This is a genomic window from Pseudomonas sp. NPDC079367 (assembly GCF_044542195.1).
Lineage (GTDB): Bacteria > Pseudomonadota > Gammaproteobacteria > Pseudomonadales > Pseudomonadaceae > Aquipseudomonas.
Map to the genome: position 1 here is coordinate 36,855 of NZ_JBITTW010000028.1, position 16,113 is coordinate 52,967.

Here is a 16,113-nt window from a genome sequence, read left to right on the forward strand (position 1 = left end):
CTTTTACCAGATTGATGGTCTTTTCTTCGTAGTCTTCTCGATAGTACTCCGTGTATACCCGATACTTACCCTGTATATCCATCACAGCGATTTCTGGCCTCATGTCATAAGACTCCTGGCAAGCAAGCGGGTATGCGCGCAATCGAGATTGCACGAGCTTTGTGACAGGTAGGCATACGCCTGAAATTTGCTGGCCCATGTCGATCCGGTACGGCAGGTCGACGGGTGTTGTTATTGGCGGGCAGATTGCCGGCTGAGGCGCAGCCCCTGAGGGCAGACGACCGACAAAAAGTTTCTTGGAAGTATGTAGTGACTCATCGGTCACATTTCGGCCGACGTCCTGATTCAAGCAGGGGACTCAGGATCACGCAAGTGCCGTCGGTGAATTGTTCGACAACTTCGGCTGAGCGGTCGCCGGCTTAGAACAAATGAATCTCTTCGGTGCGCAAAGCGCGGTACTCGCCCGGTTTTAGCGCGTGATCCAGCGTCAGTTCGCCGATGGATTCGCGGTGCAGGCGCAGGACTTTGTTGTTGAAGAAACCAAACATGCGCTTGATCTGATGGTAGCGGCCTTCAACGATGCTCAGCCGCGCCGAGCGTGGGCCGAGCAGCTCCAGCTGCGCCGGTTGCGTGGTCAGATCTTCGAAAGCGAAGTAGATGCCCTCGGCAAATTTCAGCGCGTAGCTCGGGTCGATGTCCTGTTCGGTTTCGACGTAGTAGACCTTTGGCAGTTTGGTTTGTGGCTGCGTCAGGCGTCGCGACCAGGTGCCGTCATTGGTGATCAGCATCAGCCCGGTGGTGTTGAAATCCAGACGCCCGGCGATGTGCAGATCGTCCTTGTGCGGTTCATCGAGCAGGTCGAGCACGGTCGCATGCTGCGGGTCGCGGGTGGCGCTGACGCAACCCGGCGGTTTGTGCAGCATGAAATAGCGCGCCGGTTTGCCGCTCTGCAGCACCTCATCATCGACTTCGACCCGACTGAATTCCAGCACGTCACTGTGCGGGTCGCTGACGACTTTTCCGTCAATCCGAACGCGTTTTTCCACCAGCAACAGGCGAACCTGCTGACGGTTGTAGCGGGGCAGATTGCTGAGGAAGCGGTCGACGCGCATGGTCACGATTCAACGGACAAAGGGCCGAGCATCTTACGGGATCGGCCGCCGGCCTGCTTGCAGTTGCGCTTCAACCTGTGCGCAGCGCGGGCACAGGCAGGCTTGATTGCGTAGCTCGGCCGGCAGCGCTTCGAGCACCGCCGGCTCGATGGTCACGCCATAGCACCAGCATTCGCGGTCGGCGGTGCGCGGGTCGGCGAGGCTGCAATCGTTGCGGGCGCCGCAGGCCGGGCAGTGGTCGGATTTGATGTTGAGATCAGGCATAGGTCGAGTGCGGCATTTCCATGCAGGTGCGGTTGCGCCCGGATTGCTTGGCGCGGTACATCGCATGATCGGCCCGCGACAGCAGAGTGTGCAAGGTGTCATCGCGCTGCAAGGTAGTGGCGCCGATACTCACCGTCAGATGCAGGCTGTGGCCATCGTAGGCATATTCGTGTTGCTCGACGTGCTGGCGGATCTTCTCGGCAATTCTCTGCCCGGTCTCGCCGTCGGTGTCTTTCAACAGAACGATGAATTCCTCACCGCCCCAGCGGCAGACGATATCGGCATGGCGCAGGCAACTCTGCAGATCGCGGGCGAACCCGATCAACACCTGATCGCCGGCCATGTGCCCATAGGTGTCGTTCAACGCCTTGAAGTGGTCGAGGTCGAGCAGCAACGCGGTCAGCGGCCTGGTTTCCCGTTGGGCCTCGTGCAGCGCTTGCGCGGCGAGGATGTCGAAGCCGCGTCGATTCGGCAGTTCGGTGAGGCTGTCGAGGGTGGCGTGCGCCTGAATCTTCGCCTGGAAGCGCTTGATCACTCGATTGAGCAAGGCCAGTACGATCAACGTCACCAACAGGCAGATCAGCAGATTGAGATACAGCGACTGACGGATTTCACTCAGCGCGCCGTCTTCACGTTTATCGACGAACAGGTACCAGTTCAACTCGGGGATAAACCGTACGTTGAGAAAATGCCCCTGTCCGTGGGTTGAATATTCGTAACTGCCGCTGTGCGGCTTGGGCAACTGGCTGACCAGACTTTTCATGCTTTCCAGTTCGCTAAGACTCTGGCCGATGTGCGCGCCCTCCGGGCCACCTTCGGCACCGGTCAACACCAGGCGGCCGAAGGTGTCAACGAAGTACACGCTGCGTTGATAGCGCTGTTGATACTTGTCGATCAGCTTGATCACCGCGTCCACGGTCAGGCCCACTCCGGCAGCGCCGATAAAGCGGTTGTGGTAGTCGTAGACCTTGTAGTTGATGAAGAACGTCAGGTTGTCCTTGTTGGCCAGGTCCGGGTCGACGTTGATCTCGTAGGGATCCTGCATGTCGCGCACGCGGAAGTACCAGGTGTCGCGCGGTTCATCGACTTTGACCTGTTTGAGGACGCCTTTGGCGTGGTAGTAGGTGAGAGTGGCATTAGAGACGAAAAACGCCGTGTAGGCGCCGTAATGGGTCATGACTTCGTCGAGGTAACGAGTCATCTGCTCGGGATTCTGCTCGCCGTTGACCACCCAATCGCGCATGAACGTGTCGCGGGACATCATCGAAGATATGAGGATCGGCCGCACCAGATCTTTCTGGATTTCCGAATAGACCGTGTCGGAGGTCAGCGGTAGTTCGGTGTTGACGATGTTGTCGCGGATCGACTCGCGGGAGGCGAAATAGCTCAACAGCGACGTGGCGAGAAACCCGGCGCCGAGCAGGGCGACGAGGGTAAGCACCAGTGAACGTTGCGAGTACAGGGGAGAACGAAGCGGCATGGCAGATCCGTTGGCAATGGCCCGATGGGATGCATTCTAGTGGGATGGTCGGGAAAACACTGCGGGATTTGTGCCTGAAATGGCGAGGGATACGACTCAGAGATTTGTCAGGGAAATCGCTGCCCGCACCCCAGCGCTCTGCCGAAGGGTGAGGCAGTTAATTAGGGTGATGGCAAAATTGTGCGTTTGACAGGTAAACAAGATTTCATAATCACTTGTTTCAACTTGTTGCGGGAACGCACCAGATTCCGAAAACGCTGTCTGATTTTTCGACAGTCACAGAATTAATGACTGTCGCCTGCCAGCGTCGCTGGTGTGGCCAACCCGCGGTCCAGGAGGCCGCCATGTATCGTCGAATCGTACTGCTTGCCGTGATGCTGTTTTCCCTTGGCGGATGCGTTCCTTATTCCTACGCAGACAACTACTACAGGTCAGAAGTCTACACTTCACCCGCACCGGCCTATTACAGCGGTGGCGGTTCCTATTACCGCAGCGGCGGCACCTATTACACCCAGCCGCGCTATTACCAGCCAGCGCCGCGGTACTACCAGCAACCGCGTTACTACCAGGCGCCGCGGCATTATCAACCGGCCCCGCGTCATTACGAGAGCCGTCGCTGGCACGGTAACGATCGCGGACGCTGGGATGGCCACCGTCGTGGCGGTTGGGACAACGACCACCGGGGTCGCGGCAACTACGAGCGCCACAGCGGTCGCGGCGACCGCAACGGCCGTGGCAACCGCTGGTAAATATCCGCAAATGAACAAGCGGCGCATTGAGCGCCGCTTTTTTTTGCTCGTCGAAAAGTCGTTCCGTTAGCCATCTCCTAGGCAATTCACAGACGCTTCCTACAGTTTCAATTTGTGGCATTTGTTAGCGTTTGTGGCTGCCGAACGATGCGAGAAATCCTCAGCTCAATAGCGGCGAAAAAGGACGTTACCGCTATGAAGCTTCTGGTTATTCATCAAAATTTTCCGGCTCAGTTCCGCCATGTGGTGCTGGCCGCGCTGGACCGGCGTGATGAGGTTGTGGCGATAGGTCGGGACACGGCACCGGGACTCGCCGGGGTGAAAATCCATCGATATCGAGCGACCAGCCGAGCGCCCGGCAATGTTCACCCCTATCTGATCCGCTACGAACAGGCGGTGATTGACGGGCAAAAGGTTTTTGAGATGTTGACCAGGCTGAAACGTTCGGGTTATCAGCCAGATGTCATTCTTGCCCATCCCGGATGGGGAGAGACGCTATTCGCCAAGGACGTCTATCCCGATACGCCACTCATTCACTACTGCGAATACTACTATCGAGCGCAGGGCGCCGATTGCGGGTTCGACCTTGAATTCCGGCGAGCCGCGAGGGAGTCGTCACGGCTGCGCGTGCTCAACTCGCTGCATCTTTTGAATATTGAACAATGTGATATCGCGATTGCGCCTACGCAGTGGCAGCGCAGCCTGTTTCCGGCCGCTTACCGGGCGGCGATTCGGGTCATTCACGAAGGTGTGGTTCAAAGTTCTGACCTGGCGAAAATCGGGGCAGTCAGATTGCCCAATGGAATCGAGCTCAAGGCCGGACAGCCGATCGTTACCTATGTCGCCAGAAACCTTGAGCCTTATCGCGGCTTTCACAGTTTCATGCGAGCGATCCCGCTTATTCAGGCTGAGTGCCCCGATGCGCAGATCATCGTGGTTGGCGGTGACGGTGTCAGTTACGGGAGTAGGCCGGTCGGGTACCCGGATTGGCGCAGCAGGATGGAGGCGGAGGTCAGTTTCGATCACTCCAGAGCGTATTTCACAGGGAAACTTCCTTACCAGACTTACCGGGCGATTCTGGCATGTTCGAAAGTCCATGTTTATCTGACGTATCCGTTTGTCTTGTCTTGGTCGTTACTGGAAGCGATGGCGTCTGGTTGTGTGGTCGTTGCGTCGGATACGGCTCCGGTAAGGGAAGTAATCGTCGATGGGGTTAATGGAGTATTGGTGGATTTCTTTGACCATCAAGAAATTGCCAGAAGTGTATGCGAGGTTTTGAAGTCGGCCGGTGAGCACGATGGTCTTGCCAGCGCTGCGAAGTTGACGGCTGGTCGGTTTAGTGTGGAATCGGGAGCGAGCCAATATTTTGAGATTTTTGCAAGCGCGGTATCCGGGCAAAACGACATACCAACCGTTCCGCAATTTGAGCGGGAGGTTTGAAATGTCCAGGAAGTCGCGTAAGCAGGCGATCAAGTGGGTTAAAAGGTTATTGAAATATGGATTGTTCTTTTATGTCTGTTATTGCGTAGCGGGATTTTATATTCGCAAAGAACAATCTGCCGAGTCGGCGGCTATTCACCAGGCAGACGAGAAAGCTTGTCAGAACAAACTGGCGAGCATGCAGCAAGTGCCGATATTAGGCGGCGCCTATGTAGATAAGACGCTGGTTCCTGAGTTTTACGTTGGCATGCCTGAGATGGTGAACAAGAAAGCGTGTCTGGCGATTGCTCTGAAGGGGCTTTTCTGGTGGACCGGGACGGGGCTGCACCGGTACCAGGATCAGCGCATGGAACCGATCCCCGAAAGCTGGCGGCTTTATAAATTGAATGCCGGGCTTTTTACCAGAAAAGAAACCACCGAACCCCATGAGCGCGGTTATCGGCACGTCAACTGGCCGGATGAGTTGATTGTGAAACTAAAGAATTATCCGGGGCTGGAGATTTGGCTGGATGCACCTCCGCCGCATTTCAAGAATGAAGACTCGGTTAGAACGTTTGTCATTACTGGCTGGCCGCGGCGAGATGGAACCCCTCGGTTGATCAACTGTGACGGCTTGATTCGCCCGGCGGCGGAGGAAAAACTGACTGACGAGAAACTGGCAAGGTTCAGCAGAGCTGAATTGGAAAATCTTGATTTCGGCAAACTGAATTTCTTCTGCAATATCAATCTGGATAACTTCGACTTTTCCGGGGGGCACGGTAGCGTAGGTCTCGGATTAGCGTCATTACGCGAAGCACCTGAGATGCTCAAATATCTCAGTGACTATCTTTCACGCTCTGTTATTACAAGGAAGTAACAATGAGTTATGTATTCAGCGATATGGAAAAATCAGAGATTTTCAACGCAGCAAATATTTGCAAAGGAATGAGGCTGCGCTCAAAACAACTTCAGTACGATGCACTGAAATTAGCAGGGGCAAGCTGCGCCCCCCTGTACCAAAAGCTATTCGACATTATTGGTGAAAAAGTTTCTGACGTTGCAGCTGCCGATAAAGAGGCTGGAGAAGTGCTGAAAAGCGCCAGACTCTGGCTTGCCGTGGCCATTGATGCCAACGGTGGAAACGGTGCCTACTCTGCCCTGATTCGTGGTTACACCTCCCGCCAGGGTGAACTCAGACTGAATACAATTTTCAGTGAAGACCTGATGCAGCTTTCATCCAACCAGGTTGCCGTCAATTTCATCAACACCCTGATCAACGGGTCCCTTGCCGGTCAACTGGCACCCTGGACGGTGCCGTCAATCAGCCAGATCGCAGAAATCGACGCCAGCGCCATTGGCGAGGCTCTGTTCAAGGAGGTTTGCGGGGAGGACGACACCGCCGTGAAACGTAACTCTGGTTGGTCTGGAACAGTCGGATTCAGCCTGTTGGGCGGTAAACCTCCCTATGAAACGTGGAGACTGATCTCTGCGGGCGACCCGGATGCGGAAGATGGCGGCCCACCCACTCAGGCAAAAGCCAACCGGCTCGACGACTATAAAAACATTCTCTTCGCCATCGACGCCTATAGCGTCGGCCTGCGAGCGGCGATCAGCAATTTCGGCATCAATCCACTGCAAAGTCTGCTTTCAGTGGTTCCGGAGCAAATCAATATCGCGCTGGCCAGTGGCAGTGTGAATCCGCTGGTTCAGCATGTAGTCAAAGGCACGCCTGTTGCCGCCGTGGTCGAGCTGATCTTGCGCTACGGCCAGAACGAATTTCTCGACATGTTCAAGCGCACTTACGACGGCGATTCTGCTGCCATACCCACCACCAACGAAACCTTCGCCAGCAACGCTTACGCCTTCTTCTCGGCGTTCTCCCCAGAGCAGTCGCAAAGCATCGTCACCCGGACAATAGGCGAGTTCGGTAATGCCAATGCATGGGCGAAACTGGCAGGCGAGGCGACGCCGCTCGGTGTGGCGTTGCGCAACTCTTTGCAGCAACTCAGTGAAGTCGTCATAGAACGAGCCGACGGTTATCCCGATCGCAACCTCGAGCTTTACGATCCGCACACTGGCGAAGGCTTTATCACCGCGCAGTGGCTGGCGGATCGAGCGCAAATGCTGGCGCGGTTGATTGCCCGAACCCAGGGCTCGTTCGCAGAGCACTCGCTGCAGCAGTTTTCCTACTCCGATCTCGCCTCCGGCAAACAGGCGCCGATGACCACCGGAGTGCTGAACCCGTTGGCCATGTTCGGTGATGACGGCGGGCGATCATTCGCCGGCGGCGCCAATGCCGATCATCTGTATGGCGGCGTGGGCAATGACTCGATCGACGGCCTGGCCGGTCACGATGTCGTTGAAGGTGGTCGCGGCAATGACGCGCTGAGCGGAGGTGACGGCAATGATGTGTTGTATGGGATGGCCGGTGATGATGTTCTGATCGGAGGAAAGGGCAACGACACTTTGATCGGAGGCGAGGGTAGTGACCGCTATGAGTTCTCCAGCGGCGATGGCCTCGACGAAATTATCGAGGCCAACGCCAATGGGCAGCTGTGGATCAACGGCGCGCCGATTCCCGCACTCAAACGCCTTGCTGCTCTGAGTAATATCTGGTCTACCGAGGATCAATCCATCAGCCTGACGCTTATTGAAAACACCCTCAACATCAAATACGGCCAGAGCGATCTGGTAGTCATCAAGACCTTCCAGGCCGGGATGCTTGGCATCCAGCTGCCAGAATACGAGGGGCAGCCGCTCACTGCTGCGGATTTGACGCTTCAGGGCGACTGGAAAGCCAAAGACACTGATCCCTCCGTCCCTGGCGATCAGCCCTCCTTTGATGAGCTGGGCAACGTGGTGCTGCTGCCCAAGGTCAAACACCGCAACAAGGCCGACGTACTTTACGGTTCCGCCGCAGACGACGTCATTCTCGGCTTGGGCGGCTCTGATCGATTGTTCGGCAAGGCTGGAGACGATCGATTATTCGGCGACAAGCAGACGACAATCGAAAAGGCCATGGCCGACGGTGACGCCAAGGGCAAGGCGAATCGCGGTGACTGGCTCGATGGCGGGCAAGGTGACGATTTGCTTATCGGTACGGCGTCCCGAGATGTTCTGCTCGGTGGCAATGACCGGGATACCTTGATCGGCGGTGCTGGCGACGATGTGTTATCCGGAGACGAAACCACCGGTGCGCTGGAACAAGGTTGGGCGGTCAAACGCGCTGACGTCCCCATAGCTGGCGGTGTGACCAGTCACCGAACGGTCTTTTCAAAGGCCTCGATAAACAGTGCCTCCGAGGGCGGTGACGACGTGCTGTACGGGCAGGGTGGCAAGGACTTTATCGACGGCGGCTGGGGGGAAGACCTGCTTGACGGCGGCGCTGACGACGATTTTCTCAAAGGCGATCAAGGTAACGACACCCTGGCCGGTGGCAGCGGCAACGACGTGATGCTTGGTGACAACCTCGATTGGGGCGGTGGCCTGCCCAGCAGACACCATGGCAACGATGTGCTGGACGGCGGCAGTGGTGATGATTCACTCGCCGGTAACGGTGGCAGCGACGCTTTGTATGGCGGCCCTGGCAACGACATTTTGCAGGGTGATGACGGCGTACTGGCCGGCGTCGAGGGCGATGCCGCGCATTTTTTTGGCGAAGATCTGCTGGACGGTGGCTCCGGCGATGACACGCTCTGGGGCGGCGGTGGCGATGATTTGCTCTTCGGCGGCGAAGGCCATGACGATCTGATTGGCGATAACCCTGAGCATCCGGTTCGCTATCACGGCAACGACTTTCTCGATGGCGGCGCGGGGAATGACACCCTGCGCGGCATGGGCGGCGCGGACACGCTGACGGGTGGCGCAGGGACGGATTTTCTCGATGGCGATGTGTCTGACCTGCAGCCGGGCGGAAGCAACAATGACGTGCTTCAGGGCGGTGAAGGAAACGATACGTTACAGGGTGGTTTCGGTGCCGACACGCTGGACGGCGGTGCGGGTGACGACATCCTGGCCGGCGATTACGAAAACAGCGCTGAGGCAGAGCACAATGCCGATTATCTGGACGGTGGTTCAGGCAACGACACGCTGCTCGGAGGCGCTGGCAACGACACCTTGATCGGCGCAGAAGGGACGGACTACCTGCGCGGCGATTCTGGCGACAACGTGTTTGATGGCGGTCCCGGTGCTGACGTGCTGGATGGCATGGATGGCGCCGACATCTACTATTTCGGCGCTGGCGACGGCCTGGATATCGTCACCGATGCCGGCGGCCGCAACATCATCAGGTTCGGTGCAGGGTTTTGCGCGCAAAGCCTGAAGGCCGACGTTATCGAAGTTACCGTCGGCACGGTGTTGCGACTGGCCAATGGCACGGGCGACGCGATACTCATCAAGAATCACGAGCGGTGGAAGGATTCCACATTCAGTTTCAGCGACGGCGGGGTACTTGATTACGCAGAGGTCCTGCGCAAAACACTGCCACCGATAGAAGTGTCCGAGTTACCCGTACCGGAACCTGTCACCGTCCCGGCAACCCCTGAAAGCAAAGTTGCGGATCCAGTTAAGCCAGACGATGTCACCGCTGCGGCGCAAGGCCCGGTGGCGTCTGTTCAAACGGTCAACTGGACCGATGAGTTCCTCGCGCAAACCAAGTCAAAACGCTCCGCCCGCAGACACGCCACAGGTTTTACCTTGAACGATCAAGGCGTCTGGGTTCGCAGTCATATCACCACCACCGACTCCGGTTACACCACTCACACCGAGCTGAACGATGACAGCGTCGAAGCGGGGACACTGTCTGAAACGCCGCCATGGATGAAGGCTGATGGCGGGCAAGCCGTAGTCAGTGAAAGGCAGTCGACAACTACAACCCGTGTCGAACATAAACCGGTGAAAGCCCAGGGAGCAATGCCTTCCTCAAGCCAGGCGCCTCGCTATTATCGATCCGGCTCGGCCAACGGGTTTTCCTTCAATGCGGGCGACGTATTGGTTGAAGACCGAAAGGAATCCGGCGCGCTTGAAGGCTGGTACGTCTATCCGGCGGCAAGCTTCAGGTCGGGCGCAACAGTGCCCAAGGCGTTTCGCTGGGATGTCACAACTGAAACGATCAAACGCAAAATCGTCCATGGCGACGATGCCGGCGGGCGGGTCAAGGTCGAGGTGGAAAACGTTTTCCACGGCGGCGCGGGTGATGATCTGATCGTCGCTTATGCAGGCTCCCCACTTGACTACGGCACTGTCGGCGACAGAACACCGGGCGCGTTTTTATCCGCAGGTGCAGGTGACGATACCTTGCTGGGCTCCGAGGGCGCCGACTATCTGCTCAGCGGCTCGGGTGATGACTGGCTCTACGGCGAAGACGGCGCCGACACCTACATCGTGCAAACGCATGCCGGGGCGACAACTACAATTGCGGACGTGCTCAATCCTGTTTTCCATCGTGCAGAAGTCGGCGTAGCGGGGTGGAAAGATGAGTACGGTTTGATTGATCAGGACACGGTTGTCCTTCCAGCAGAAGCGCAACGCGATGCACTGCAATTGAGCTGGGGTGCTGCGCTGATAGAGAGGACCCATGTCGAGCTGGAACCCAACCCGGATCGCGGGGCTTACCGTCATCCGCCGCGAGCGAAAATGCTCCATCCGACGCTCGATATCCAATGGGGTGGGACGCAAAAAGTCCGCATCGCCTTGCCCCACTACGGTGAGCGTGAAGGTACCGGTATCGAACTCATAAAGTTTGCCGACGGTTCGAGCGTAAGTTTGAAACAACTGCTGGAATCAAGTCAGCTGGGCCCTGCGCCCGACACTTTTCATACTGGCGTAATCGTCAACAATCCCAGCCGTCTCACTTCCTTGCGAGACGGACGAGCACTTCCATTAGTCGGCGGTCGTGGCAATGACACGATAACCGGCGCAGGAGAGATCCGAGGCATGCAAGGGGATGACGTGCTCACGGGCAGCCCCGGTGATGATCTGCTGCTGGGTGGGCCGGGCAATGACACGCTGGCCGGCGGCGCTGGAAATGATCTCTACCGATACGATGGCCTCGGCAGGGACGTGATCATCAACAACGGAGGCGGCCTGGACGGGATCGATTTTTCCGAACGCAGGCTGACGATCGACAACTTGAAGTTTCATCGTGAGCGCGATGATCTGGTGATAGTGGTGGATTACGGAATGGCGCCGAAAATCCGGGTTTCCAGTCACTTTGCCGCAGGTGATAGTGCTATCGGCTTCATAAGAGTCAGCGAAGGAACAGCGATTCAAGACTACAGCGCGACGCAGATTGCTGAACGACTGCATCCTCTTCCGCCATTGAGGAATGTCGAGAAAATTTTGCAAAAAGGCGACGATGAAGCGCAGCGGGCGATGACGGAAATCATCGAGTTCTACGAACTGAACGTCTGAGTTGCTGGACGACCGATTCAGCCAGCCCGCGACGCAAACCAGTTGCCATCGCGGGCTACGAGTCAGCTCAATACTGAGTCAGATCCGCCAACGGATGCCGCCCCTCCCAGACTTTATGAAAATGCGCCTCGACCACCGCCTCCGGCACGTTATTGATATCCGGCCAGTGCCAGTGCGGCTTCTGATCCTTGTCGATCAAACGCGCGCGCACGCCTTCGCTGAATTCGGGATGGCGGCAGCAATTGAGGCTCAGGGTGTATTCCATCTGGAATACTTCGGCCAGCGACATGTGCCGCGCGCGGATGATCTGTTCCCAGACCAGATGGGCGGTCAACGGTGAGCCCTCGGTCATGGTTTTCGCCGCGCGGGCGAGCAACGGATCACTGCTGTCACGGTGCAGACTGATGGCTTTCCACGCACAGGCGACGTCGCTGACATCGAGCAATTCGTCGATCTGCTGCCGACGTGGCAGCCACTGTGCTTCGGGCATCTGCGCAAGTGCTTCCTGCTGCAGAGCCTTGAGCAGGCTGTTGAGCTGCATGGCGGTCTGTTCCTGCCAGTTCAATTGCAACAGGCCTTCGATCAATTGCGGTTGCTGTTCGTCGAGCAGGAAGCGGTCGGCCAGATCCAGATCCAGCGCATCACGGCCGTTGATGTGCGCGCCGGTCAGGCCGAGAAACAAGCCGAGCTTGCCCGGCAACCGTGCGAGAAACCAACTGGCGCCGACGTCGGGATACAGGCCAATGGTGATTTCCGGCATGGCCAGACGGCTGCTCGGCGTGACGATCCGCGTGCTGGCGCCCTGCAACAGGCCCATGCCACCACCGAGCACATAACCGTGGCCCCAGCAGATCAGCGGTTTCGGATAGGTGTGCAGACGATAATCCAGGCGATATTCCGCGCCGAAAAATTGCGCGGCCAGCGGCGGCACTTCGCCGGGGTGAGCGCGGCAGGCTTCGACCAGGCTGCGCACTTCGCCACCAGCGCAGAAGGCTTTGCTGCCGTTACCGCGCAGCAGCACGCAGACGATTTGCGGGTCAGTGGCCCAGGCGTTCAATTTGTCGCTGAGGGCGTTGATCATCGGCAGGGACAGCGCGTTCAGCGACTTTTCCGCATCCAGGCTAGCGATGCCGATGCGTGCGCCGTCGGTGCCGGTGAGTTCTTCGAAGTGCAGATTCATCGTGACCTCGATCGGGAATTTGAACGATCAGTATGATCGTTGTGGGGGAAAGTGCCGGATCTGCGTCAGATCAATTGACAAGCGTGGTCGGCTTTCCTAGGGTTCGCCCCATTGTTTTTGCCGGAAATGACCATGACTGCTGACGACCGTATCAAACTCGAACCGAGCTGGAAGGAGGCACTGCGTGCTGAGTTCGACCAGCCGTACATGGCAGAGTTGCGCAACTTTCTGCAGCAGGAGCGGGCGGCCGGCAAGGAGATCTATCCGCCGGGACCGATGATTTTCAATGCGCTGAACTCCACGCCACTGGACAAGGTGAAAGTGGTGATCCTCGGCCAGGACCCGTATCACGGCCCGGGTCAGGCCCACGGTCTGTGCTTCTCGGTGCAACCGGGCGTGCCGGCGCCGCCGTCGCTGGTCAACATCTATAAAGAGTTGAAACGCGACCTCAATATCGACATCCCCAACCACGGCTACCTGCAGAGCTGGGCTGAACAGGGCGTATTGATGCTCAACACGACCATGACCGTCGAGCGCGCCAACGCCAACGCGCACAAGGACAAAGGCTGGCAGCACTTCACCGATCGCATCATTGAAGTGGTCAGCGAGCGGCAGCCGCATCTGGTGTTCATGCTTTGGGGCGCCCATGCGCAGAGCAAGCAGAAGCTGATCGACGCCACCAAGCACCTGGTGCTGACTTCGGTGCATCCGTCGCCGTTGTCGGCCTATCGCGGATTTTTGGGCTGTGGGCATTTCAGCCGGACCAACAAGTTTCTCGAACAGAATGGCGAAACGCCGATCGACTGGCGCTTGCCACCTCTCGCCTGAGATCGTTCCCACGCTCCGCGTGGGAATGCTTCAATGGACGCTCCGCGTCCGCTTTTGGGACGCAGAGCGTCCCGGGCTGCATTCCCACGCAGAGCGTGGGAACGATCAGTTAACGATCAGTTAGTCAGGACTCTGGAATACGATTCCAGTACTTGAACAACGGCTCCGCCAGAAACAGCACAAACAACAGCCGCATCACCTGCATCGCCGTCACCAGCGGCACCGACAATTGCAAGGTCTCCGCCGTCAGGCTCATCTCGGCAATCCCGCCGGGCATCATCCCCAGGGTCAGCGAACGCAGATCCAGATGGGTCAGCGCACTCAAGCCCAACGCCGCCAGCGACGCGATCAACATGGTCAGCGCCGTGCCGATCAACGTGCGCCCCATGAACGACGGCGCGCGACGGAAGAACTGTCGGTTGAAGTGACAACCCAGGCCGCTGCCGATCAGCCACTGGCCGATCTGGCTGCCGCCATTGGGCAGGCCGATATGCAGATCCCAACCGATACTGACCGCCGCGCTGACCAGCAACGGCCCGAACAGCCAGGGATTGGGTTGGCGCAGACGTTGCCAGAGCCAGGCGAGCAGGGCGCCCGCCGGAAAAAGAATCGCCAGCCAGCGCCAATCGACGCTGCCGGCGTGAGAAATCGGCGTGCCGTCACCGAGCAGATACTTGAACGCCGCCGGCACGCATAACACCACTACCAACACACGCAGGCTCTGCCCGGCCGCAACATGGCTGAGCAGGGCGCCATTGCGCGCGCCGAGGTTGACCATCTCCCCGGAACCACCGGGCATGCTCGAGAAAAACGCCGTGGCGCGATCTTCGCCGGTGCGCCGCATCAACCACACGCCAACCACCGCCGACAGGCTGGTGACCAGCGCACCGAAGAAGATCAAACCGAAATGACTGAGCACCTGTTCCATCACCTGCGGGGTGAAGTGCAGGCCGATACCGATGCCGACGATCCACTGGCCGCACTTGCGCCCGCCGGGGATTTCCGCCAATTGCCACGGCGTCAGGCAGCGCACCAGAATGATCGCCAGCAACGAGCCGACCATCCACGGTAGCGGCCAGCCGATCTGGCTGGCGATGAAACCGCCGAGCAGACCGACCAGCGGGGTGCCCCACCAGGCTTTCAGGGAAGCGCGATCAGACATCGGCGATGGCGCGCCGCGCAGCCGAACGCTTGCGCCAGATGCGAATCAGCGGCATCAGCAGCATGATCGCGGTGAGGATCCAGCAACCGAAGGTGATCGGACTCGACCAGAGAATCTCCAGCGCGCCATTGGAGATCGACAGGGCGCGACGCAAGTTCTGCTCCATCAGGCCACCAAGGATAAAGCCCAGCAGCAGCGGCGACAGCGGGAAATCCAGTTTGCGCAGGATGTAACCGAAGATGCCGATACCGATCATCAGGAACAGATCGAAGGTGGTCGCGTGCACCGCATAAACGCCGATACCGGTGATGATCGCGATGATCGGCACCAGTGCCCAGTTCGGCACGGCGAGGATGCGGGTGAATACGCGGATCATTGGGATGTTGAGGATCACCAGCATGACGTTGGCGATGAACAACGACGCGATCAGGCCCCAGACGATGTCCGGTTGCTGTTGAAACAGCAGCGGGCCCGGAGTGATGTTGTACAGCGACAACGCGCCAATCATCACCGCAGTGGTGCCCGAGCCCGGAACGCCGAGGGTCAGCATCGGCACCAGTGCACCGCACGCCGCGCCGCCGATCGCGGTTTCCGGCGCGGCCAGACCACGCGGGTCGCCTTCACCGAACTTGCCGCTGGTGCCGGCGATACGTTTCTCGGTCATGTAGGCCACGGCACTGGCGAGGGTTGCGCCCGCACCCGGCAACACGCCCATGATGAAACCGAGCACGCCGCAGCGGACGTTGACCACGAACACCGACGCCGCTTCCTTGAAGTTGAACATCATGCGGCCGGTGGCTTTCACCGCTTCCTGGCCGTGGTGGGTTTTTTCCAGCAGCAGCAGGATTTCGCTGATCGAGAACAGACCCAGCACCAGCACGACGAACTGAATGCCGTCGGTCAGGTGGATGTTATCGCCCGTGAAACGGTACACACCGCTGTTGGCATCGATGCCGACGGTGGAAAGAAACAGACCGATCAGCGCCGCGATAAACGTCTTCAGCGGTCGATCACCGGCCATGCCGCCGAGACAGACAATTGCGAACACCATCAACACGAAATATTCCGCCGGTCCGAAGGCGATCGCCCATTTCGCCAGCAGCGGCGCGAACAGCACCATGCCGCAGGTGGCGATGAAGGCGCCGATGAACGAACTCCACGCCGACAACGACAACGCGACACCGGCCATGCCTTTGCGGGCCATCGGGTAACCGTCGAGGGTGGTCATTACAGTCGAGGCTTCGCCGGGAATATTCAGCAGGATCGAGCTGATCCGTCCGCCGTATTCGCAGCCCAGATAAACCGCCGCAAGCAGAATCAGCGCCGACTCCGGCGGCAGGCCGAGGGCGAATGCGATCGGAATCAGCAACGCCACACCGTTGATCGGGCCCAGGCCCGGCAACAGGCCGACGACGGTGCCGATCAGCGTGCCGCACAGTGCGGTCACCAGGTTGTACGGGCTCAGCGCGACGCCGAACCCCTGACCCAAATAGCCAAGAGTATCCATA

General features: G+C 58.5%; 11 protein-coding genes and 1 pseudogene. 5 read left to right on the top strand and 7 right to left on the bottom strand.

The features are described from left to right. The 4 genes and pseudogenes from ACIGDJ_RS19795 to ACIGDJ_RS19810 form a co-directional block, all read right to left on the bottom strand. Positions 1 to 349: pseudogene (locus ACIGDJ_RS19795) on the bottom strand (hypothetical protein); the annotation flags it as partial. Positions 350 to 419: 70 nt separating this feature from the next. Further along, positions 420 to 1,112 carry a pseudouridine synthase gene (locus ACIGDJ_RS19800; RefSeq protein WP_312996080.1) on the bottom strand — a complete coding sequence of 231 codons (693 nt, stop codon included), beginning with the start codon at positions 1,110 to 1,112 and terminating at the stop codon, positions 420 to 422. 33 nt (positions 1,113 to 1,145) lie between these two features. Further along, positions 1,146 to 1,376: a cysteine-rich CWC family protein gene (locus ACIGDJ_RS19805; RefSeq protein ID WP_101158457.1), complete on the bottom strand. Its 231-nt coding sequence runs from the start codon at positions 1,374 to 1,376 to the stop codon at positions 1,146 to 1,148. Further along, the gene (locus ACIGDJ_RS19810; RefSeq protein WP_312996085.1) at positions 1,369 to 2,856 is read right to left on the bottom strand and encodes a sensor domain-containing diguanylate cyclase; all 1,488 of its coding nucleotides are present in this window, start codon (positions 2,854 to 2,856) and stop codon (positions 1,369 to 1,371) included. Before ACIGDJ_RS19810 ends, ACIGDJ_RS19805 begins: the two co-directional genes overlap by 8 nt. Positions 2,857 to 3,200: 344 nt before the next feature. Between ACIGDJ_RS19810 and ACIGDJ_RS19815 the strand changes: the two genes are divergently transcribed. The 4 genes from ACIGDJ_RS19815 (at position 3,201) to ACIGDJ_RS19830 (ending at position 11,435) form a co-directional block, all read left to right on the top strand. Next, on the top strand, positions 3,201 to 3,605 hold the full coding sequence (locus ACIGDJ_RS19815; protein ID WP_101158459.1) for a hypothetical protein: 405 nt from the start codon (positions 3,201 to 3,203) through the stop codon (positions 3,603 to 3,605). Between the two features lie 195 nt (positions 3,606 to 3,800). Next, on the top strand, positions 3,801 to 5,045 hold the full coding sequence (locus ACIGDJ_RS19820; RefSeq protein ID WP_397478418.1) for a glycosyltransferase family 4 protein: 1,245 nt from the start codon (positions 3,801 to 3,803) through the stop codon (positions 5,043 to 5,045). A gap of 1 nt (position 5,046) precedes the next feature. After that, entirely contained in the window at positions 5,047 to 5,901 is an 855-nt protein-coding gene (locus tag ACIGDJ_RS19825; protein WP_101158460.1) for a hypothetical protein, read from the top strand. Positions 5,902 to 5,903: 2 nt separating this feature from the next. Beyond that, on the top strand, positions 5,904 to 11,435 hold the full coding sequence (locus ACIGDJ_RS19830) for a calcium-binding protein (RefSeq protein ID WP_397478417.1): 5,532 nt from the start codon (positions 5,904 to 5,906) through the stop codon (positions 11,433 to 11,435). A 67-nt stretch (positions 11,436 to 11,502) separates the two neighbouring features. Here ACIGDJ_RS19830 and ACIGDJ_RS19835 read toward each other — a convergent pair whose 3' ends face one another. Next, a complete protein-coding gene (locus ACIGDJ_RS19835; protein WP_101158462.1) occupies positions 11,503 to 12,615 on the bottom strand; it encodes an enoyl-CoA hydratase/isomerase family protein in 1,113 nt (370 codons plus the stop codon). Between the two features lie 132 nt (positions 12,616 to 12,747). On the opposite strand from ACIGDJ_RS19835, the gene ung reads away from it, so the two are divergent. Continuing rightward, the gene (gene ung / locus ACIGDJ_RS19840) at positions 12,748 to 13,443 is read left to right on the top strand and encodes a uracil-DNA glycosylase (RefSeq protein ID WP_397478416.1); all 696 of its coding nucleotides are present in this window, start codon (positions 12,748 to 12,750) and stop codon (positions 13,441 to 13,443) included. A 124-nt stretch (positions 13,444 to 13,567) separates the two neighbouring features. Here the strand turns inward: ung and ACIGDJ_RS19845 are convergent, their stop codons facing one another. Next, positions 13,568 to 14,605 (bottom strand): AbrB family transcriptional regulator, encoded by a 1,038-nt coding sequence (locus tag ACIGDJ_RS19845; protein WP_101158464.1) that lies wholly within the window; start codon positions 14,603 to 14,605, stop codon positions 13,568 to 13,570. After that, on the bottom strand, positions 14,598 to 16,112 hold the full coding sequence (locus ACIGDJ_RS19850) for a tripartite tricarboxylate transporter permease (protein ID WP_101158465.1): 1,515 nt from the start codon (positions 16,110 to 16,112) through the stop codon (positions 14,598 to 14,600). The genes ACIGDJ_RS19845 and ACIGDJ_RS19850 overlap by 8 nt, the downstream gene beginning before the upstream one ends. Between the last annotated feature and the right edge of the window lies 1 nt (position 16,113).

Bases quoted from the DNA above. Each gene is read 5' to 3' on its own strand.
- ACIGDJ_RS19800 (WP_312996080.1), bottom strand. From the start codon at position 1,112: ATGCGCGTCGACCGCTTCCTCAGCAATCTGCCCCGCTACAACCGTCAG.
- ACIGDJ_RS19805 (WP_101158457.1), bottom strand. From the start codon at position 1,376: ATGCCTGATCTCAACATCAAATCCGACCACTGCCCGGCCTGCGGCGCC.
- ACIGDJ_RS19810 (WP_312996085.1), bottom strand. From the start codon at position 2,856: ATGCCGCTTCGTTCTCCCCTGTACTCGCAACGTTCACTGGTGCTTACC.
- ACIGDJ_RS19815 (WP_101158459.1), top strand. From the start codon at position 3,201: ATGTATCGTCGAATCGTACTGCTTGCCGTGATGCTGTTTTCCCTTGGC.
- ACIGDJ_RS19820 (WP_397478418.1), top strand. From the start codon at position 3,801: ATGAAGCTTCTGGTTATTCATCAAAATTTTCCGGCTCAGTTCCGCCAT.
- ACIGDJ_RS19825 (WP_101158460.1), top strand. From the start codon at position 5,047: ATGTCCAGGAAGTCGCGTAAGCAGGCGATCAAGTGGGTTAAAAGGTTA.
- ACIGDJ_RS19830 (WP_397478417.1), top strand. From the start codon at position 5,904: ATGAGTTATGTATTCAGCGATATGGAAAAATCAGAGATTTTCAACGCA.
- ACIGDJ_RS19835 (WP_101158462.1), bottom strand. From the start codon at position 12,615: ATGAATCTGCACTTCGAAGAACTCACCGGCACCGACGGCGCACGCATC.
- ung (WP_397478416.1), top strand. From the start codon at position 12,748: ATGACTGCTGACGACCGTATCAAACTCGAACCGAGCTGGAAGGAGGCA.
- ACIGDJ_RS19845 (WP_101158464.1), bottom strand. From the start codon at position 14,605: ATGTCTGATCGCGCTTCCCTGAAAGCCTGGTGGGGCACCCCGCTGGTC.
- ACIGDJ_RS19850 (WP_101158465.1), bottom strand. From the start codon at position 16,112: ATGGATACTCTTGGCTATTTGGGTCAGGGGTTCGGCGTCGCGCTGAGC.